The sequence below is a fragment of the Anaerofustis stercorihominis DSM 17244 genome (assembly GCF_000154825.1).
Classification (GTDB): domain Bacteria; phylum Bacillota; class Clostridia; order Eubacteriales; family Anaerofustaceae; genus Anaerofustis; species Anaerofustis stercorihominis.
Genome location: NZ_DS560019.1, coordinates 184,845 through 205,193 on the forward strand (window position 1 = coordinate 184,845; position 20,349 = coordinate 205,193).

Below are 20,349 nucleotides of genomic sequence, written 5' to 3' on the forward strand. Positions count from 1 at the left end.
CTTTCCTAATTAATTAGATAATATGTTTTTCCTTTAATTTTCCTACAAGGTATTCAGAAGCTGCATCAGCATCTAATTCAACCTTTTCACCTGCAGCTTTAACAGCTTTAGGGAATGATTTAGCAACGTTTGTAGGAGAACCGGCTTTACCGATTTTTTCATCTTCAATATCAACATCTTTTCTTGTAATGATTTGGATGTCTTTCTTGAATGCATCAAAAATTCCGCCCGGTGTCATATATCTTGCTTTGTTTAAATCGCCAAGAGCTGTGATTAGGCAAGGCATTTGAGCTTTTTCTACATGATAACCATCATCGTATTGTCTTTCAACAGTGATGCTGTCATCTGTTACTTCAACAACTTTTTGAACATAAGAAATGTTTGGAATATCTAAATGTTCTGCAATTTGTGGTCCAACCTGAGCTGTATCACCATCGATAGCTTGTCTACCGGCAATGATTAAATCGTAATCCAATGTTTTGATAGCAGCAGCTAATGTATTTGATGTTGCAAGAGTATCAGCTCCACCGAATGGTCTGTCTGTTACTAATACACCTTTATCAGCTCCCATAGCAAAAGCTTCTCTTAAGATTTCTTCTGCAGCAGGAAGACCCATTGTAATAACAGTTACTTCTGCGCCAGTTTTATCTTTTATTTGAAGTGCAGCTTCAAGACCGGCTTTATCGTCTGGGTTCATAATAGCAGGAACGCCTTCTCTGATTAGAGTACCTGTTTTTTGATCAATTCTAACTTCATTTGTATCTGGAACTTGCTTAGCGCAAACTACAATTTTCACTATACTTCTCTCCTTTTCCTCTTATTATAATAAGCTTCCTGAGATTACCATTCTTTGTACTTCTGAAGTACCTTCATAGATTTCAGTAATCTTAGCGTCTCTCATCATACGTTCAACATCATATTCTCTTGTGTAACCATATCCACCATGAAGTTGAACAGCTTTTGTAGTAACTTCCATAGCAACTTCAGCAGCATATAATTTAGCCATAGCAGCCTCAACAGAGAATCTCTTCTTTGTATCTTTAGCTATTGCAGCTTTGTATACTAAATTTCTTGCAGCTTCAACTTTTGTTGCCATATCAGCAATTTGGAATTGTGTATTTTGGAATTTAGCGATAGGCCTGCCGAATTGTTTTCTTTCTTTAACAAATTCGATTGTAGCATCTAAAGCACCTTGAGCTAAACCAAGAGCTTGACATGCGATACCGATTCTACCACCATCAAGAGTTTGCATAGCAATACCAAATCCTCTACCTTCTTGACCAAGAAGATTTTCTTTAGGAATTCTGCAATCTGTAAAGATTAATTCATATGTAGAAGAACCTCTAATACCCATTTTCTTTTCTTTAGTACCGAAAGTGAAACCAGGTGTTCCCTTTTCTACGATAAATGCAGAGATACCTTTTGTACCTTTAGACTTATCAGTCATTGCAAATATTACATATGTATCAGCTTCTTTACCGTTTGTGATAAAGATTTTTGATCCGTTAAGTACATATTCATCTCCGTCTAAAACGGCTTTTGTTTGTTGTCCTGATGCGTCTGTACCTGCGTTTGGTTCAGTTAAACCGAATGCACCAAGTTTTTCGCCACTGATAAGTGGTCTTAAATATTTTTCTTTTTGTTCCGGTGTACCGAATTTTTCGATAGGACCAGCACCTAATGATGTATGTGCTGAAACGATAACGCCTGTAGTACCGCATACTCTGGATAATTCTTCAACACATATAGCATATGTTAATGTGTCACAGCCTTGTCCTCCGTATTCTTTAGGCATAGGAATTCCAAGGAATCCTAATTTTTGCATTTTTGCAACAGTTTCACTAGGGAAAACTTCTGTTTCATCTACCTCTTGAGCTAGAGGTTTTACTTCTGTTTCAGCGAATTCTCTGAAAAGAGTTCTCGCCATTTCATGCTCTTTACTTAATGTAAAATCCATTTGTTTTGAATCCTCCTATTTATAATCATAAAATCCTTTGCCAGATTTTTGACCTAATTGACCGCCACGTACCATTTTCTTAAGTAATGTGTGTGGACGATATTTAGGGTCGCCAGTTTCAGTGAAAAGTACATTCATAATTGCTAAGCAAATATCAAGACCAATCATATCACCTAATGCCAATGGTCCCATTGGATGGTTAGCACCAAGTTTCATAGCTGCGTCAATACCTTCTACACTAGCAACGCCTTCAGCATAAATACCGATAGCTTCATTAATCATAGGAATTAAGATTCTGTTTACTACAAAGCCAGGAGCTTCAGCAACTTCTACCGGAGTTTTACCGATTTCTTCAGAAATTTCCTTAATTTTATCCACTGTTTCAGCCGGAGTATTTAAACCTGCGATAACTTCTACTAATTTCATTACAGGAGCCGGATTGAAGAAGTGCATACCAATGATAGGTCTGTTTACACCTGCTCCGATTTCTGTAACGGAAAGTGATGAAGTATTTGTAGCGAAGATACAATCTTCTTTACAAATTTTATCTAATTCTTTAAATGTGTCTTGTTTGATAGACATAACTTCTAGTACAGCTTCTACGATCAAATCGCAGTCACCGCAAATATCTTTAACACCTGTTGTGATTTTTCCTAAGATTTCGTCAGCTTTGGCTTGTTCCATCTTGCCTCTTGCTACTCTTTTGTTTAAACCTGATTCGATTCTTTTTTTACCGTTTGCTGCAAATTCTTCGTTAATATCACATAAGCAAACTTCATAACCTTCTGTTTGTGCGAATGCTTGAGCAATACCTGAACCCATTGCGCCAGCACCAATAATACCTACTTTCATTCTTATCCTCCGTATTAATTATTATTTATAGTCTAGGAATGATCCTAGACTATTTTTACTTATTTATAAACTATTTATTTTGGAATTCAGCTTTACCTTTTTCAAGGAATGCTTTCATACCTGCTTTTTGATCTTCACTGTTGAAGCAGTCTCCGAATAATTTTTCTTCTACTACTATAGCTTGATCCATATCTACTTGTAAACCGTCATTCATAGCCTTTTTACAGTTTCTTACTGCAATCGGAGCTTGTTTTGCGATCTTTCCTGCTAATTTCATAGCTGCAGGCATTAATTCTTCAGGAGAGTAAACAGCGTTTACTAATCCTACTTCTAAAGCTTTATCAGCTTTAATGTTATATCCCGCATATACTAATTCTTTAGCCATACCGATACCGATTATTCTGCCAAGTCTTTGTGTTCCGCCAAATCCAGGAGTAATACCAAGACCTACTTCAGGTTGACCGAATACAGCTTTATCAGAACAAATTCTGATATCGCAGCTCATTGCCAATTCATTTCCGCCGCCAAGTGCAAAACCGTTGATTGCTGCAATAACCGGAAGTGGGAATGTTTCAATTTTTCTAAATATATCATTACCGAATTTACCGAAAGCTTCGCCTTCTTCTGCTGTCATTGTGCTCATAGCACCAATATCAGCGCCTGCAACAAATGATTTACCTGCACCTGTTACAACTACTGCTCTTGTAGTATCTAAATCAATAGCGTCAAATGCAGCTTCTAAATCTTTTAATACTTCTTCATTTAAAGCATTTAAAGCTTTTGGACGATCAATAGTAACGATACCTACAAAACCTTCTTGTTCATACTTAACAAAACCCATTATTTAATATCTCCTTAAAATTAATTACTAATTTAAATTAGTCTCTTTCAACGATAGTAGCACAACCCATACCACCACCGATACAAAGTGTAGCTAAACCTTTTTTAGCATCTTGTTTTTGCATTTCATGTAATAATGTTACAAGTATACGACAACCTGAAGCACCAACAGGATGACCAAGAGCTATAGCTCCGCCGTTAACGTTTAATTTAGATAAATCAAATCCTAAATCTTTACCAACAGCAACTGATTGAGCAGCGAAAGCTTCGTTAGCTTCGATTAAATCGAAGTCTTCAACTTTCATGCCTGTTTTAGCTAAAACTTTCTTTGTTGCAGCAACAGGACCGATACCCATTATTGTTGGGTCAACACCTGCAAGGGCACCTGCAGTCCATGTAGCCATAGGTGTAACACCTAATTCTTTAGCTTTTTCTTCACTCATTACAACTATTGCAGCCGCACCGTCATTGATACCGGAAGCATTACCTGCAGTAACTTTTCCATCTTTATTGATTGGTCTAAGTTTAGCTAATGTTTCAGGAGTTGTTCCAGGACGAGGTCCTTCATCTTTATTAAATACTATTGTTTCTTTTCTCTTTTTAACTTCTACAGGAACGATTTCATCATCGAATTTTCCTGCTTCTTGTGCTGCGATAGCTTTTTGTTGACTAGCTGCAGCAAATTCATCTAATTCTTCTCTTGAAAGATTCCATCTTTCATCAACACAAATATTGTCTGCTGTTTGAATCATGTGATATCCGTTGAATGCATCCCATAACGCATCATTAACCATTGTATCAACTAATGTCGCATTATTCATTCTATGTCCGTAACGACCGTTCATATCAGCATATGGAGCCATTGACATATTTTCCATACCGCCTGCTACTACGATATCAGCATCACCTGCATTAATCATTTGAGCAGCCATGTTAACACAGTTAAGACCTGAACCGCAAACTACGTTGATTGTAACGGCAGGTACTTCGATAGGTAAACCTGCATCGATTGACGCTTGTCTTGCTACGTTTTGACCTAAACCAGCTTGGATTACGCAACCCATATATACTTGATCAACTTGATCAGCCGGTACATTAGCTCTTTTTAAAGCTTCTTTGATTACGATTGAACCTAATTTTCTGGCAGGAGTCGTACTTAAAGTCCCACCCATTGTACCAATTGCAGTACGGCAAGCGCCTGCTAAAACTACTTTTTTTGCCATATTTTTTCCTCCTAAAATAAAACCTTTTTTTTATCATAGCAAAGGCAAGGCTATGAACTTATATATATAAGTCGGTGTATTACCAAACTTTTATAAACAATAAACTACCAAACCCTTTATAAATAAAGGATTTTATTTGGCATTATATATAATAATTATATAATAATACCTAAAACATTACAATGAATATTTATTAATTAATCAATTTAAAAATTATATTAAATTATTTTTCATTTTTCATCTTTTCTCTAAGATGCATTGATAAAAATGCAAGTGAAGCCGCAGTATTCTCATGCTGAACGAGGATATTATCCGGAACAACCAAATGACAAGGTGCAAAATTCCAAATCGCAAGTATCCCGCACTCTACCAGTTTGTCACAAGCTTCCTGTGCATTTTCCGCTGAAACTGTTATGATCCCTATATGTATATTATTTTTCTTACATACTCTATCAAGCATATCAATATGATAAATGGGCTTTCCTTTGAATTTCTTACCTACAACCGCATTATCGACATCAAATGCCGCCACTATTTCAAGTCCGTAATCCTCATAGCCGTTATAAGAAAGAAGCGCTCTGCCAAGCTGTCCCGCACCTATCAAAACTGCTTTATCGGTTTCATCATAACCAAGAAATACTTTAATATCCGAAATCAGGGTATCGACATTATATCCAAGTCTGGGTTTACCGCCGGTTGAACTTATTGCAGCCAAATCTTTTCTCACCTGAACTTCATTGAGTTTTAAATCGCTTGCAATAGTCGGAGAAGATATATTTTTAACATTCTCTCTTTTTGCCCAATTCAGATAGTTTAAATAAGAAGGTAATCTTTGTAATGCCTGTTTTGATATAGAGTATTTTTTCATTTTTATGTATAGGCTCCCTTCTTATATATCAGTATTTTTTTATCAGTATAATTATACTGATTTATTTAAACTATGTCAATAAAAATAAACTTTATTTTAAAAATAAATATGTAAAAAAAATGAAATTAAATAGAGGCTTTCACAGGTTATTATTTAGTGAAAACCTCTAAATCGGGAACTTTAAATTCATATCCGAAAACATTTAAAACTTTATCTGTTTCATTATTATTTTCTACAAGCAAATTGGAATTTGTATTTTCATAAGTATCATAGTACATATCGGTTAAATCATACACCAAATATCCGGCAAAAGTTATTATCATAATCAGTAAACAAATCATAATAGGTAAAGATATATTTCTTCTTCTATGCATTATTTACCTTTCATATCTTTTTTTATTACTTCACCGACAACTCGTCCCATAAGTTTCGCAGTATTTTTCGAATCCTGCAGATTATTAAGATTACTGCCGACTTCGAAAAGTATACTGTTACTGCTTAACCACTGGTTATACCTGTAAGGCTCCCTTTTTGTAACTCCGAGACAAATCGACGGGTACATTTTATCAAACTGATTATTAACTTTATCGGCAAATTTTAAATTCTTGCCGGAATTTTTATGATCCATACCTAACACTATCATCACCTTAGCAACATTTGTGCTTCCTACTTTTGCTTTATATTTTACATTATTATTTGAAGATGGAAGACCATCTCTATGTATATCAAAAACGTATTTTATACTCGGATTATCTTTTAATATTTTTTCAGCACTCTTAAGAGAATTATCATAAGCTGCATTATAGCTTGGATAGTCATGCTGAGCCGTATCATGGATGCTTTCTATACCATATTCATTTTTAAGTACATTGACCATTTCCTTACCCACAGCGACCATATTTTCGTTATTATTCCTTGAACGATATGTTCCCTTATTCGTTTTATCTTTAAAAGACTCGGTAGCATGAGTATGATATATCAAAACAAGCGGTTTATTTGTTGCCTTATTATCGGTAGAAGTACTGTCATTCATTTTCTTCTTGGCTGCTACCAATTTGGTTGTATCATCTTTAGTATCGTTTGTTATATCCTTTTTTATTTTAACTTCTTCATAGCCTGTCTCATTTAAATGCAAAAAAGGGAGTGCTGATACAAGTATGTTTTTTGTAAATCCATAAGAGCTTCCTTTTTTTTCTTCTTTTGCCGCATTATCATTCATGACCGCAACGCTTTGTTTTAAAATATCTTTATATATGGCTGCATTTTTAGTTTTTTCATCTATATGGTTTTTTATACTTATCGGAATAGAAAAATTAAATATAAGTAAACACGCTAAAATAAACGCTTTATTTTTAAAAATTCCACTTAACACTTCGTCACCCTATTTCCTTTTATAGAATAATAAAGCTTTTCCATAAAAAACTTTGTTTATCTGTGTCATGTTATTTTTTTTAATAAAATTTTAATATAACCAAAACATAAAAATAGATACAATATCTATTCCTTATAATAAAGATAAAATTCATTGTAAGGAAAGGTTTATATATGATATAATTATATAAATATAAAACAGTGGGGTATATAAATATGACTAAACAAAGAAGGCTTATTTATAGTATCATTACAAATTCCAAAGAACATTTATCAGCAGAAGAAATATATAAATCGGCAAAGAAAGAAATGCCAAATATCGCTATTGGGACAATATATAGAAATTTAAACTTAATGATCAGAGATGGTGAAATAAGAAAAGTCGAAATACATAATGCACCGGACAGATTTGATAAAAATATAATCAATCACGATCATCTTATTTGCGATGAATGCGGTAAACTGAAAGACATAATAATTAAAAACTTTGATAAAATTATAGAAAAGCACTCAGTAGATAACATAACATCATATGATTTAAACATTCATTATATATGCCCTGAATGTAAAAAGAAACAAGCTTAAACACCACTTTTAAAAGTGGTGTTTTTATGTAATCTATAATATACTTAAACACATCGGGGCACTACGCCTGCCTTCGGCAGAATCCGCGCCCCTAACAAGCACTGCTAACAAAATTTCCCCTTAATCCCCAAACATTACCATACTAACAAAATCTTTAAACAAGGTATAAACTATAAAACAAACATGGAACTAAAAAAGACCCGTCGGGGTAGGGCCTTTTTTAGGATCGGTGTTTTAAATATTACCTTTATATCAAGATGATTTCTGCTGAGTGAAATCATCCGGGTAACTTTTTCAAATAAATATGTATATATTTATTTTACTTCTCTAACTTATATATATTTTTATTCTTATATCTTAATTGATTAAATATCTTATTTATTCTTATATATAAATCTTAGTTAATTATTTATCTTTTTTTTGTTTTTAGATTTTACTATATATTCCTCTTTTTAAGCTTATATCCTACGGTACCTACTGCTCCCAAAGATACAAGACCCAATAGGACATATAAAACCATATTCATTTCATCAGAAGTATGAGGAGTATTTACCGCTGTTTTATCACTTCCTGTTTTTGTCACGGTACTTCCGCTTGATGTTGAATTACCGTTATTACTTGGATTATTATTACTAGAACCGCTTACATTGTTGTCGTTGTTATTGTCATTTTTATCATCTTCTTTTACAATCTTAGGTATAATGACATCGGAACCTTCTTTTTTAGTACCGCAGACACTGCATTCTGTATGCTTTGAGCCTTCTTCTGTGTATGTAGCTTCTTTGTCTACAACTTCTTTATCAAATTTATGAGCAAGCATATCCGTATCTTTATACGAGTCATAATCAATTTCTCCGCAGCCACTGCATACCTTATGCTCTTTGCCTTTTACGGTGCATGTTGCAGGCTTATCCGTAACTGTTTCAAAAATATGATTTCCCGTTGCAGGAAGGACAACTGTAACTTCATCACTTACTTCATTACCGCATGCACAAGTTCCCGCTGTATATGTAACGCTACCTGCTTGTGTACACGTAGGTTCGACTTTTGTTCCTGCAACTTCGGTGGTTCCGTGACATATTCCCTCTGTTTTAAATACCCAAGAACCAGGATCATTATCCAAATAATATTGATATAATGAACTTGGAGAGTCTGCAGAACCTTTATGAGCAACAATCGTAAATCCTTCGATTTTCGCACCGCTGTTTTCTTCACCAAAACCACTGCCAATACTGATTGTGTTTGTACTCGTTGTTTTAAAAGTCTTAAAATTAGGATTAAAATAAATAGCATTATTATCTATCGTAGTCAATGCACTGCCTTCTTCGGTATCTACCGTTGTTAAATTAGGACACTGTTCTATAGCTCTTCCGGAAATTTTTGTAATATTTTTAGGGATTGTTATACTTTCAAGACCTACACGAGAAAATACATATTCTCCTATCGTCTTCAAAGCGCTTCCCGGTTCAAAGGTACATGAATTCAGGTCTTCACAAAGGAAAAAAGCATTCCTTGAAATCGTTTCTACCGACCTCGGTATCCTTATACTCTTTAATTTACTATTAAAAAAAGCTTGCTCTGAGATTGTTTTTAATTTTGAACCTTCTTCAAAAGTTATATTTTCAATACCGCTGAAATTAAATCCATCTAAAACTTCCAAACTTCTGGGTATGATTATAGTTTTTAAATTACTACAATCACGAAAAATCGCTGTTTCCATCGTTTTTATAGCACTGTCATTTTCAAAGGTACATGAAGCTAATGATGTACACTTATAAAAAGCACCTTCTTTTATTGTTTCTACAGTCTTCGGTATCGTTATGCTCTCCAAAGCAGTATCACTATCAAAGGCATTTTTTCCTATAATCTTCAAAACACTTCCTTCTTCGACATCAAAAGATTTCAGTGCTGAACACCCCGCAAAAGCATTTTCTCCTATTGTTTCTACAGACTTCGGCAGAGTTATATCCTTTAATTTATACATATAGTTAAATGCTCCTCTCGGTAAATCCTTTACTTCGAAGCCCTCTTCAAAAGTTATTTTCTCCACATTGGTAAATGTAGACATATTTTGATCCGCTGACCAATTTTTAAGGTTTTTAGGTATTATCAATTCTTTTATCGAATTAAAATAACCGCTTGAAAAAGCATAACTGGATATGTTTACTACCTTATATTTTTCATCGCTTCCCGCAACGTTTACTTCGTTGGGTAATTTAAAAGTTTCTCCGGTATAGCTAAAATTTTTATTACCGGTCAAAGTTGCTTCCTTTGTATCTTCATCATAACTGAATGTAAGTCCAGTTGCTTCATCGGTTTGGTTTGTCACCACTGCCTTAGCTGTCTTTGAAGTCGACTTAACCGTTTTAGAAGACTCATTTGAAGAAGTACTTTCTTCAGATTTCTTTTCATCTTGTGCTGTTTTATCTTGCTCATATTTATCTGTTATAACAGCTTTTTCGTTATCTTTAACTTCCTCGCTGTTGTTTACGTCGGTTCCCTGTTGCTCTTCACTTACTACAACATTATCATTCGTGTTTTCACCTTTTAATTCTTCGGCAAACACGGGTGTCATGCTTCCTAACACCATAAATCCGCTCAGCATTACCGCCAGTAATCTCTTACTCTTCATTTCTAACCCCCCTTTATTTTTCGACAATAATATCAAAAATCGTACTTTTTGTGACATTTATGCTATACTCAAAATGTATTGTGATAATGTAAGAAATCACATATAACGACATATTAATATTACATATAAAAGATTATTTGTAATAAAATCCATATATTACAGATTTCTTATGTTAGTTACAAAAAGTACACCTTTTTTACATTTTTTTTTGTAATTTAACTGATTATTGATTTTTGAAGAATATAATGATTGAAAATCAAAGCAACATAAAACACTTGATTTTTACCGTATTAAGGGACTAAATATCTAAAATAAAATATATATGAATACAACATCAAAAAATGAAAAGTCTTACTAATTATTATATGCGGATAAAAAGGCGGGACGGGGCGCGGAATCTCACGCAGTGAGGCGTAGTGCCCCGATGATAAAATAAAATAATGACAAAAAAATAAAATGATGATAAACTATACTTAATTAAATTTTAAGCGAGGTAGATAAATTGAGAAAGGTAATGTTATACGAGCCGGGAGATTTAAGGCTTATAGAGTGCGAAAGACCGAAAGCGGGAAAAGGAGAAGTACTTATAAAAAACGAAGTCTCTCTTACCTGCGGTTCCGATGTAAAAAGTTATATAAGGGGATATGCAAAGCATACGCCTCCGTATAATATCGGACATGAATGCAGCGGTATAGTTGCGGAAGTTGGAGAAGGAGTTACAAAATTCAAAGTCGGAGACAGAGTCGTTGCCCATAATTCGGCTCCGTGCAACGAATGTTACTACTGCAAAAAAGGGATACACTGCATGTGCGAAAATCTCATTACAAATCAGCTGAAAAACGGAGGTTTCAGCGAGTATCAGCTCATACCTGAGATAATCGTAAAACAAAATATGTTCCGTATCCCCGATGATATGAGTTTCAAACAGGCTGCACTTCTCGAACCTTTTGCATGTGCGGTCTACGGAGTTTCACAGATACCCGTTGAACAGGGAGATTACGTAGCGGTAAACGGATGCGGTCCGTCGGGACTTATGTTCATAAGACTTTTATATTTAAAAGGAGCAAGAGTCATTGCATGCGATAAAAGCAAAGTAAGGCTCGAAGCGGCTAAAAAGCTCGGAGCATACGATATAATAAACATAGAAGAAGTCGATGATCAGGTTCAGGCTGTCAAAGATTTGACGCCGGGAAAAAGAGGCGTTGACTCTGCCGTAGAAGCCGCGGGAAGCGTCAAAGTATGGGAAATGTCTATCAATATGGTTCGTCCGGGAGGATTTGCACTTCTTTACGGAGGCACAAAAGCGGGAGAAGAACTTACAGTAGACACAAAACTGCTTCATTATTCCCAAGTTACGATAAAAGGACTGTACCATACGACTCCTTTATATGTAAACCAAGCATTTGAACTATTAAAAATGAAAGTCATAGACGAAAAGGATTTTCTTTATAACGAATACAAGCTTGAAAACGTAAAAGAAGCATTGATGAACCATCATGAAGGAAATGTGATAAAGAACTACATAACATATAATTAAATATAAATAAAAAAGGAGTTTAGTTTTCTAAACTTCTTTTTAAAACCCATATTTGAATTATTATACATCAGTTTTCTTTACAACGAAGCTTGTTTTATTATATAATAATAAATAAAACAAAATAAGGGTAGATCATGAAAAACGTAGTAAAAGCAAAAAAAATAGTCATAAAAATAGGGACTTCCACTCTTACTCATAAAACGGGAAATATAAATATAAGAAGAGTGGAACATTTGGTAAAAATAATCGCAGACCTTAAAAATTCCGGAAGGGACATAATCCTCGTTTCTTCGGGTGCGGTAGGCGTGGGAATGGGTAAACTCGGGCTTGATAAAAAGCCCAGGGACCTATCACAAAAACAGGCTCTCGCAGCTATAGGACAGTGCGAACTTATGTATCTGTACGATAAGTTATTCGGGGAGTACAATCATAATGTAGCTCAGGTACTTATAACAAATGATGTAATATCCGAAAAAGAAGATATACTTAAAATAACAAATACATTCGATAAACTTCTTAAGTACAATGTCATCCCTATAGTAAACGAAAACGACACGGTAAGCACGGAAGAACTTGAATTCGGAGATAACGACACATTATCCGCCGTTGTAAGTTCCATAATAAAAGCAGACCTATTAGTTATCCTGACTGATATAGACGGACTATACACAGACAATCCGAGCAAGAATAAAGATGCAAAGAGGATAGAAGTCGTAGAGGAAATCACTGACGATATAATAAGCTGCTGCGCGGATACCGTAAATAATCTGGGTACGGGAGGCATGATAACCAAAATCAAAGCGGGACAAATAGCATTTGAAAACAATTTTGACATGGTCATACTATCATCAAAAGACCCGAACGACCTATACAGCTTATTTGACGGAGAAAATAAGGGAACGTTATTTAAAGTAAGAAAGTGAGGTAATACAAATGTTTAACATGAACAGTTTAGGCAAAAAAGCTAAAATAGCAGGCAGAAGCATAAGCGATTTGAATACAAACAAAAAAAACGAAGCTCTTGAATGCATAAAAAACGAACTTATCAATAATATGAAAAGTATCATAAAAGCAAACAAAGAAGATATTGTAAATGCCAAAGCAAACGGAATGAAAGAATCTATGATAGACAGGCTAACTCTTGACGAAGACAGAATAAAAGCCATAGCGAATTCTATAGATAAAGTCATCAATTTAAAAGACCCTGTGGGTATCATTTCGGGAGGGTCCAAAAGACCAAACGGAATGGAGATAGTAATAAAGAAAGTTCCTTACGGAGTGGTGGGTATAATATTCGAATCACGTCCGAACGTTACGGTTGACGCGGGATGTTTATGTTTGAAATCAGGGAATGCATGTATCCTAAGAGGCGGTAAAGAAGCAATAAATACAAATACCAGACTCGTAGAAGTAATGAGAGGTGCAGTAAAAAAAGCAGGACTCAACCACGATGTGATCCAGCTGGTTTTCGACACCGACAGGAAATACGTATCCGAAATGGCTAAGCTTACGGAATACATAGACGTTTTAATACCAAGAGGCAGTGCAGGACTTATAAGATCCATAAAGGATATCGCAACGGTTCCGTTTATCGAAACCGGAGCGGGGAATTGCCATATATATATAGATGAATTTGCCGATAACGATATGGCAGTTGATTTAACGGACAACGGGAAAACACAAAGACCTAGCGTGTGTAATTCACTGGAGACTCTTTTAGTCCATGAAAAGAAAGCAGAAGAAGTACTTCCTCTTATATATAACAAACTCAAAGAACATAATGTGGAATTCAGAGGAGACGAAAGAACTTTAAAAATCCTCGGAAGCAAAGCAAAAAAAGCTGACGAAGAAGATTATAAAACAGAATACAACGATTATATAATTGCTGTAAAAGTCGTAGAAAACATAGAAGAAGCAATAAATCACATCAATAAATATTCAACGAAACACTCCGAATGTATCGTTACGAACAATATCGAAAGCATGAATTTATTTACTTCCAAAATAGACAGTGCATGTGTCTATGTGAATGTTTCCACAAGATTTACCGACGGAGAAGAATTCGGTTTCGGAAGTGAAATAGGTATAGCAACTCAAAGGACACTTCCAAGAGGTCCTATGGGACTTAATGAACTTACGACAATCAAATATGTTATCACAGGAAACGGACAAATAAGATAAAATAAAAGCTCCCATATGGGAGCTTTTTTATTTGCCTTACGGGGCACTACGCCTGCCTTCGGCAGATTCCGCGCCCCGCCTCCTCCAAACATCATACTCCAAAACAAGCATGTGACCTTACCCTTTATACATAAATACACCTTTAAAACATCATATCAAATCATATTTCATCAATTGATACCAAAAGACAAAATCATCTTTAGTTAAAACTCTTAATTTAACATTAAATATTCATATGTATATCTAAAAAAACAAAATAAAAAGACCGCTTTCACGGTCTTTAAAATAAGTTTTATTTTCTAAAATAATCCTGAGATCTTTCCGTTTTCATCGACGTCGATTTTAAATGCAGCAGGTTCTTTTCCAAGCCCCGGCATTTTCATCACGTCCCCCGCAAGTGCAACTATAAATCCTGCTCCCGCAGAAACGGTCATATCCTTTATCGTTATCCTGAAACCTTCCGGTTTTCCGAGTTTGGTTGGGTCATCGGAAAGCGAATACTGTGTTTTAGCTATACAGATAGGCATATTCCCAAAACCTAATTTCTCGAAATTATCCATTTCTTTCTTAGCTTTTGGAAGGAAGTCAACGCCGTCTGCTCCGTATACTTTTTTTGCTATCGCTTCGATTTTTTCTTTAATGCTTAAATCAGTGTCATAAGAGAATTTAAAGTTATTTTCTTCATCACAAAGCCTTATAACTTCTTTTGCAAGGTCTTCCCCGCCTTTGCCGCCTTTTTCCCATACTTCGCTTAAGACTACGTTTACGCCGAGTTCCTTACACTTATTTTCAATAAGACTGATTTCGGCTTCAGTATCATTGACGAATTTATTTATAGCAACAACACAAGGAAGTCCGAACACATTTTTTATGTTGTCAACGTGTTTAAGCAAGTTAGGAAGTCCCTTTTCAAGAGCTTCCAAGTTCTCTTCACCAAGTTCGTTCTTACTTACTCCCCCGTTGTATTTAAGAGCTTTTACCGTCGCAACTATGATTACCGCATCAGGTTTAAGGTCTGCAAGTCTGCATTTTATATCGAGGAATTTTTCCGCCCCGAGGTCTGCCCCGAAACCTGCTTCCGTTACTACATAATCACAGAAATGTCTAGCCATTTTCGTTGCGATAACGCTGTTACATCCGTGAGCTATATTCGCAAAAGGTCCTCCGTGAATAAAAGCTGGAGTTCCTTCCAAAGACTGTACCAAATTCGGTTTCAAAGCGTCTTTAAGAAGTGTTGCCATAGCTCCGTTTGCTTTTAAATCTCTTGCGGTAACGGGATTTCCGTCCATGTTATATGCGGCAACTATATTACCGAGCCTTTCTTTCAAATCAGTGATATTGTTGGCAAGACAGAATATAGCCATTACTTCGCTTGCTACGGTTATATCAAAACCATCTTCACGAGGAGTCCCGTTTACTTTTCCGCCGAGACCGCAGACGATATTCCTAAGCTGTCTGTCGTTCATGTCGATAGCTCTTCTCCAAACTATCCTTCTCGTATCGATATTAAGTTCGTTACCCTGCTGGATATGATTATCTATCATCGCCGCAAGAAGATTATTAGCGGCAGTAAGGGCATGTAAATCACCGGTAAAGTGGAGATTGATGTCTTCCATAGGAACGACCTGAGCATATCCGCCGCCGGCAGCTCCGCCTTTTATCCCGAACACAGGTCCGAGAGAAGGTTCTCTAAGCGCCATTATCGTGTTATGACCAAGCCTTCTTATTGCGTCTGCAACGCCGATAGTAGTCGTTGTTTTCCCTTCCCCTGCCGGAGTGGGATTGATGGCAGTGGTAAGTATCAGTTTACCTTTCTTACCTTCGGTCCTCTTTAAAACATTATAATCCACTTTTGCTTTATATTTTCCGTAAAGTTCTATATCGTCTTCGCTTAAACCTATTCTCTTTGCTACTTCCCTGATGTCTTCCATCTTTGCTTCCTGAGCAATTTCAATATCACTTTTGTAACCCATTTTAAATCCTTCTCCTTAAACCTTTATTTTGTTTTTAGTATTATTATATAGAAAATAAATTATTGCACTGTTGAGAAAAATCATGACTACGGCTTTTATAAACCTTTGGGGTATCATAGCTATCGTAGCGTAACCGTACATCTGGATAAGGAACACGGTATTTAAGAGTATCGAACATATAACTTCACACAGTACTACTATGAGTACAATATGTTTTAATTCAAGTTCGATATTTTTCTTTTTGACCATCATTGCAATAAGTCCGGGAATAAGTCCGTATAAGGCACTGGTAAGGGTAAAACCGAGGTGAAATGCACCTCCGTCCGACTTTATGACAAATTGGATAAAATCAGACAAAAACCCTATGGCAAAACCATAAACGGGTCCAAGGAGTATCCCCGAAAAAATCGTGGGAACGGTAGTAAACCCGATCCTGAAATTGGGTGTCACACTGATTTCAAACATCTTCAGTACTATCCCCATTGCAATCAGCAGTCCCGCGAAAACGATTTTTCTCGTACTAACTAAACTAGAGCTTGCTCTATTCATACTTTTTACCTCCTAAGTATTACTAGACAAAGCTCCGCTATTCATGACATATTTAAATGTAAATCCACAGCGGACGCAATAAGATACCGCAACTTTCGTTTTCGTTTAAAGGCAACTTCCCATCCTTTAACACTTAACGCATCTTATCTACTCTGCGAAAATATTATAACATAAAGTAATTACGATATGGAGAAAATATTAAAAATATATTAAATAATTGATATTTTAATTTAAAAATAGTAAAATTAAGTAAAATCTTAAAATGGGGTTATGGGGTAAAAATGGAGATAACACTTGATAGCAGAATTTTAAACGGAAAAGTTACCGCTAAACCGGTTTTGGAAGACTTAAAAAGATATTTGATATGTTCTCTTTTTACGAATGAAACAAGTATAATAAAAAATGTTTTACTCGATAAAGAAACGAAAGAGATACTTGATATATTGAGTCTGCTGGGAGCAAGGATAACCGTTGACGAATTTAAGGGCAAAAGAAAAACTTTAAGGATAAAAGGGTCCTATCCTTTTGACATAAAACTTGAAGAAATAGATTTAGGAAACAACTTAAATTTACTTAGGACTTTTGCACCCATTTTGCTGATTTCAAAGACTAAATTCAATCTTAAATACAAAAACACGATTATACAAAATCCTTTGAACTCATTTTACAGTCTCTTTTTTGAAAAGGGATTTACCAAGATACAAATGGAAAAAGGAGAATATCCGTTAAAAATAAAAACCGGCATTGATAAGTCTGTTTTTTATATAAGAGCCGACATCGAAAAAGAATGTTTATCCACACTCCTTTCAATGCTGCCAAGAGCTTACAGAGCCTCTAAAGTAATAATAGTCGGAGAAATAAAAGATAAAGCTTATGTAAACAGGACCATTCAAATCTTAAAAGACTTTGAAATAGACGTAAGAAACAATAACTTTAAAGAATTCGATATAATCAACACAAAGTATGAACCATGCAATGTAACCGTAGAAAACGACTTTACAATGGCAAGCATTTGGATAACCGCAAGCGCTCTCGGACATAAGGTAATGGTAAAAGATCTAAACCTAAAAAGCAGACAGGATAATAAAAAACTCTTGGATATTTTAAAAGTAATAGGGATAGATATTTTTGCAAGTCCCAACGGAGATATAATAGCAAGACCGAACAGGATAAACGCCTTTAACATAGATATAAGCAAAGTGCCCGATTTGATGCCATACCTTGCAGTGATAGCAAGCGTTGCCGACGGGACCAGCAAGCTTAAAAACGTAGAGGATATATATGTAAAAGATACCTTAGCCGCAAACGATTTGTCTCACGCAATAAACTCCGTGGGCGGAGACAGCTTTATCTTCGGAGGAGACCTTATAATAAGAGGGAGAGAAATGTTAAAAGGCGGTACGGTAAACGATTTAAAGCTTCATGAAAGCATATTTGCACTGTGTGCCGTTTCAAGACAGGCACTGAGTCCAATAAAAGCAAAAGTACCCTCAACCATGCCAAACTACTACAAAGAATTCTACAGAGATTTTACAAGACTTGGGGGAAAAAGACTTCACTAGGTTCTTTACAAGGGGCGCTGCCCATTTCACCCCTTAACTTTGTAGGGCACGCCCTACGACCCATTGTAAGGGACTTCCCTTAGGAACCCTGCGAATATTTTTCCGAAGCAAAAAATATTCGATAAAATGCTTTCACTCAGTCGCCGTGATGGCTCTTAACGCTTCCTGATTTCCTGAGAAACGCTACCCGCGTTTCTTGGAAAAGAAGCTACCCCGCCCCCAATTAAAATAAAACTTTAAGATATTTTTAAATAATAAAACAACAAAAAAAAGAATGCATTTGCATTCTTTTTTATTTGAACTTTTTTAATTGTGATTTTAAAGATTTTAAATTCTCTATTAAAAATTCTTTTTCATCTTTTGCACAATCTTTAAATATCACATCTATTTCCGCTATCGGAACATGTCTTGTTTTTGTCCCGAAGTCGATACCTAAAATCTTATCAATACTTATATTTAGTACATTTGCAATATTCAAAACAGTCTGAAGCGATGTCTTGGTATTTCCGTTTTCAATATGGCTTAAATGACTAACCGATAAATCCACAGCCTCCGCCAACTGCTCCTGTGTTAGCTTCTGTTTTATCCTCTGCCTTTTCAGCCTTTCTCCCATCATTAAATAGTCTATTTTCATTTCTTTCCTCCTACATTTTATTAAATATTTATCTTACTTTATAATACTATATTTTAAAATGTAAAATAAGCTATGCAGACGTAGCATACGTCAACATATATTATGTTTTCATATATAAAAAAATAAAATTTGAAGAAATTGAAATATTGTGTAATATTTTTTCTTGTGATGTAAATACTTACTTATAGAAGAAAAAAATCAGAGGACAAATGATATGAAAATTTCAAAAATCGTTTATAAAAGGATAACTGAGTTATTAAAAGAAAAAGGTACAAACATAAATAAATTTTGCAGGGAACATCAAATGCCTACGACCAGTATTTACAGCATAGGAGACGGGAAGTCTTCTTCACCGTCATTAAAACTTATAATTAGATTTTGTGATGCTCTCGACATAAGCTTATATGAATTTTTTGATTATGAACCGTTTAAAAACAGGGATTATGATCAGGAAAAATAAATAATGAAAAAGAACCTTTGTTTTCCCCTTGGGTTCTTTTTTATTATAAATATATTAAATATTCTATTTAGTGCAATATGCGGCGGGATAGCGGTCATTGGGAAAACTTGCGGTTTGCTTTTGAATATCGCCCGCGTTTTGTGAAATAACCTATATCTCACACATTACCTTGAAAAGTTTTATCTTATATTTAAGGTAATAAATCTTTTAGGTAATATGCGGGTGAATAACTTTAGTAAGTTTAATATCCCTTTTGCCGAAGGCTTAGGCACCGCGCCCAGCGGGGTCGTTTTGTCCATTTTTTGGACAAGCAAAAAATGGCGGGATGAAAGGGGCAGAGCCCCTTATTATGTCATTTCTTTGAAAAAGAAATCGAATTATGATATACTAAAGTAGATTTTCAGGAGGAAATATGAACAGATTTACATTGATCGTACTCACTGCAATATTAATGATTTTGCTTATTGTGATATTGTATTTTTCATTATCAACATTATTCGCTAAAATCAAAAATGCAATTTTTAATATCAAGATAAAAAAATTTATCATAGCTGTCACGGAAAGCTTCGATAATCTATCCCACGGGAAATTCCCTCAAAGCGAAACCATAGAATTCATATGTTTGAATATAAATAAAGATAAAGCTATGAAGGATTTATTTTATAAAAAGGCGGAAGAAGTTCTCACTGATACCGACCATGAAACCATTACGAGAAAATTCATGGATGAAATAAATAATAAAATAAATCAAAATGTCAGCTTCATATATGAAGACAGTTATTCCGATGACCTGAATGACTTGATAACCATTACCGCTTCATATGACATAAAAGACGAAAAAGCAAACGAATTTCTTTTAAACTGTTTAAAAAGCAACTCCAAAAGAATAAGGACTCACGCTTTTTCTGTAATATCTCTTAGGGGCGACATAAATACTTTTGCGAAAGCAGTAGTGATTACGTGCGATAAACTTGCAGATTATTCTTTTGAAGAAATCAAAACCGCACTCAATAAATTCAAAGACAGGAAAATACTGCTTCCCGTACTGAAAAGACTTAAAGACGAAACCGATAATATAAAACTAAAACTCACTTTAAGAGATTATCTGGAAAGTTAGGAGGATAT

General features: G+C 35.1%; 19 protein-coding genes and 1 riboswitch. Of the genes, 7 read left to right on the top strand and 12 right to left on the bottom strand.

The window, feature by feature from the left end; all coding sequences use genetic code 11:
* Positions 1-13 precede the first annotated feature (13 nt).
* The 8 genes from ANASTE_RS05520 to spoIIP all read right to left on the bottom strand — a co-directional run bounded on the left by ANASTE_RS05520 (position 14) and on the right by spoIIP (position 7,112).
* Complete coding sequence (locus ANASTE_RS05520) at positions 14-796, bottom strand: electron transfer flavoprotein subunit beta/FixA family protein (RefSeq protein ID WP_007049988.1); 783 nt, start codon at positions 794-796, stop codon at positions 14-16.
* Positions 797-820: 24 nt separating this feature from the next.
* Positions 821-1,957: an acyl-CoA dehydrogenase gene (locus ANASTE_RS05525; RefSeq protein WP_007049989.1), complete on the bottom strand. Its 1,137-nt coding sequence runs from the start codon at positions 1,955-1,957 to the stop codon at positions 821-823.
* A 15-nt stretch (positions 1,958-1,972) separates the two neighbouring features.
* Positions 1,973-2,809, bottom strand: coding sequence for a 3-hydroxyacyl-CoA dehydrogenase NAD-binding domain-containing protein (locus tag ANASTE_RS05530; protein ID WP_007049990.1), 837 nt, complete (start codon positions 2,807-2,809; stop codon positions 1,973-1,975).
* A 70-nt stretch (positions 2,810-2,879) separates the two neighbouring features.
* A complete protein-coding gene (locus ANASTE_RS05535) occupies positions 2,880-3,650 on the bottom strand; it encodes an enoyl-CoA hydratase-related protein (protein WP_007049991.1) in 771 nt (256 codons plus the stop codon).
* A 37-nt stretch (positions 3,651-3,687) separates the two neighbouring features.
* Entirely contained in the window at positions 3,688-4,872 is a 1,185-nt protein-coding gene (locus ANASTE_RS05540) for an acetyl-CoA C-acetyltransferase (RefSeq protein WP_007049992.1), read from the bottom strand.
* A gap of 223 nt (positions 4,873-5,095) precedes the next feature.
* On the bottom strand, positions 5,096-5,740 hold the full coding sequence (locus ANASTE_RS05545; RefSeq protein WP_007049993.1) for a redox-sensing transcriptional repressor Rex: 645 nt from the start codon (positions 5,738-5,740) through the stop codon (positions 5,096-5,098).
* 149 nt (positions 5,741-5,889) lie between these two features.
* Complete coding sequence (locus ANASTE_RS05550; RefSeq protein WP_007049994.1) at positions 5,890-6,114, bottom strand: hypothetical protein; 225 nt, start codon at positions 6,112-6,114, stop codon at positions 5,890-5,892.
* A complete protein-coding gene (gene spoIIP / locus ANASTE_RS11375; protein ID WP_007049995.1) occupies positions 6,114-7,112 on the bottom strand; it encodes a stage II sporulation protein P in 999 nt (332 codons plus the stop codon). The genes ANASTE_RS05550 and spoIIP overlap by 1 nt, the downstream gene beginning before the upstream one ends.
* Before the next feature lie 215 nt (positions 7,113-7,327).
* Here spoIIP and ANASTE_RS05560 point away from each other — a divergent pair, with 215 nt between their 5' ends.
* Positions 7,328-7,696, top strand: a complete 369-nt coding sequence (locus ANASTE_RS05560) for a Fur family transcriptional regulator (protein ID WP_007049996.1) — start codon at positions 7,328-7,330, stop codon at positions 7,694-7,696.
* A 436-nt stretch (positions 7,697-8,132) separates the two neighbouring features.
* On the opposite strand, the gene ANASTE_RS05565 is transcribed toward ANASTE_RS05560, so the two are convergent.
* A complete protein-coding gene (locus ANASTE_RS05565; protein WP_039945196.1) occupies positions 8,133-10,328 on the bottom strand; it encodes a leucine-rich repeat domain-containing protein in 2,196 nt (731 codons plus the stop codon).
* Between the two features lie 514 nt (positions 10,329-10,842).
* Here ANASTE_RS05565 and ANASTE_RS05570 point away from each other — a divergent pair.
* The 3 genes from ANASTE_RS05570 (at position 10,843) to ANASTE_RS05580 (ending at position 14,046) form a co-directional block, all read left to right on the top strand.
* Positions 10,843-11,865, top strand: coding sequence for an alcohol dehydrogenase catalytic domain-containing protein (locus ANASTE_RS05570; RefSeq protein ID WP_007049998.1), 1,023 nt, complete (start codon positions 10,843-10,845; stop codon positions 11,863-11,865).
* A gap of 134 nt (positions 11,866-11,999) precedes the next feature.
* On the top strand, positions 12,000-12,788 hold the full coding sequence (proB, locus tag ANASTE_RS05575; RefSeq protein ID WP_007049999.1) for a glutamate 5-kinase: 789 nt from the start codon (positions 12,000-12,002) through the stop codon (positions 12,786-12,788).
* 10 nt (positions 12,789-12,798) lie between these two features.
* Positions 12,799-14,046: a glutamate-5-semialdehyde dehydrogenase gene (locus ANASTE_RS05580; protein WP_039945199.1), complete on the top strand. Its 1,248-nt coding sequence runs from the start codon at positions 12,799-12,801 to the stop codon at positions 14,044-14,046.
* 299 nt (positions 14,047-14,345) lie between these two features.
* On the opposite strand, the gene ANASTE_RS05585 is transcribed toward ANASTE_RS05580, so the two are convergent.
* Complete coding sequence (locus tag ANASTE_RS05585; RefSeq protein ID WP_007050001.1) at positions 14,346-16,019, bottom strand: formate--tetrahydrofolate ligase; 1,674 nt, start codon at positions 16,017-16,019, stop codon at positions 14,346-14,348.
* A 15-nt stretch (positions 16,020-16,034) separates the two neighbouring features.
* Positions 16,035-16,568: a folate family ECF transporter S component gene (locus tag ANASTE_RS05590; protein WP_007050002.1), complete on the bottom strand. Its 534-nt coding sequence runs from the start codon at positions 16,566-16,568 to the stop codon at positions 16,035-16,037.
* Between the two features lie 65 nt (positions 16,569-16,633).
* Positions 16,634-16,725: riboswitch (THF riboswitch) on the bottom strand.
* Between the two features lie 124 nt (positions 16,726-16,849).
* On the opposite strand from ANASTE_RS05590, the gene ANASTE_RS05595 reads away from it, so the two are divergent.
* On the top strand, positions 16,850-18,130 hold the full coding sequence (locus ANASTE_RS05595; protein ID WP_007050003.1) for a 3-phosphoshikimate 1-carboxyvinyltransferase: 1,281 nt from the start codon (positions 16,850-16,852) through the stop codon (positions 18,128-18,130).
* A 292-nt stretch (positions 18,131-18,422) separates the two neighbouring features.
* Here the strand turns inward: ANASTE_RS05595 and ANASTE_RS05600 are convergent, their stop codons facing one another.
* Complete coding sequence (locus ANASTE_RS05600) at positions 18,423-18,764, bottom strand: helix-turn-helix domain-containing protein (RefSeq protein ID WP_007050004.1); 342 nt, start codon at positions 18,762-18,764, stop codon at positions 18,423-18,425.
* 214 nt (positions 18,765-18,978) lie between these two features.
* Here ANASTE_RS05600 and ANASTE_RS05605 point away from each other — a divergent pair, with 214 nt between their 5' ends.
* A complete protein-coding gene (locus tag ANASTE_RS05605) occupies positions 18,979-19,224 on the top strand; it encodes a helix-turn-helix domain-containing protein (protein ID WP_007050005.1) in 246 nt (81 codons plus the stop codon).
* Positions 19,225-19,636: 412 nt separating this feature from the next.
* Positions 19,637-20,341 (top strand): hypothetical protein, encoded by a 705-nt coding sequence (locus ANASTE_RS05610; protein WP_007050008.1) that lies wholly within the window; start codon positions 19,637-19,639, stop codon positions 20,339-20,341.
* The last annotated feature ends 8 nt before the right edge of the window (positions 20,342-20,349 follow it).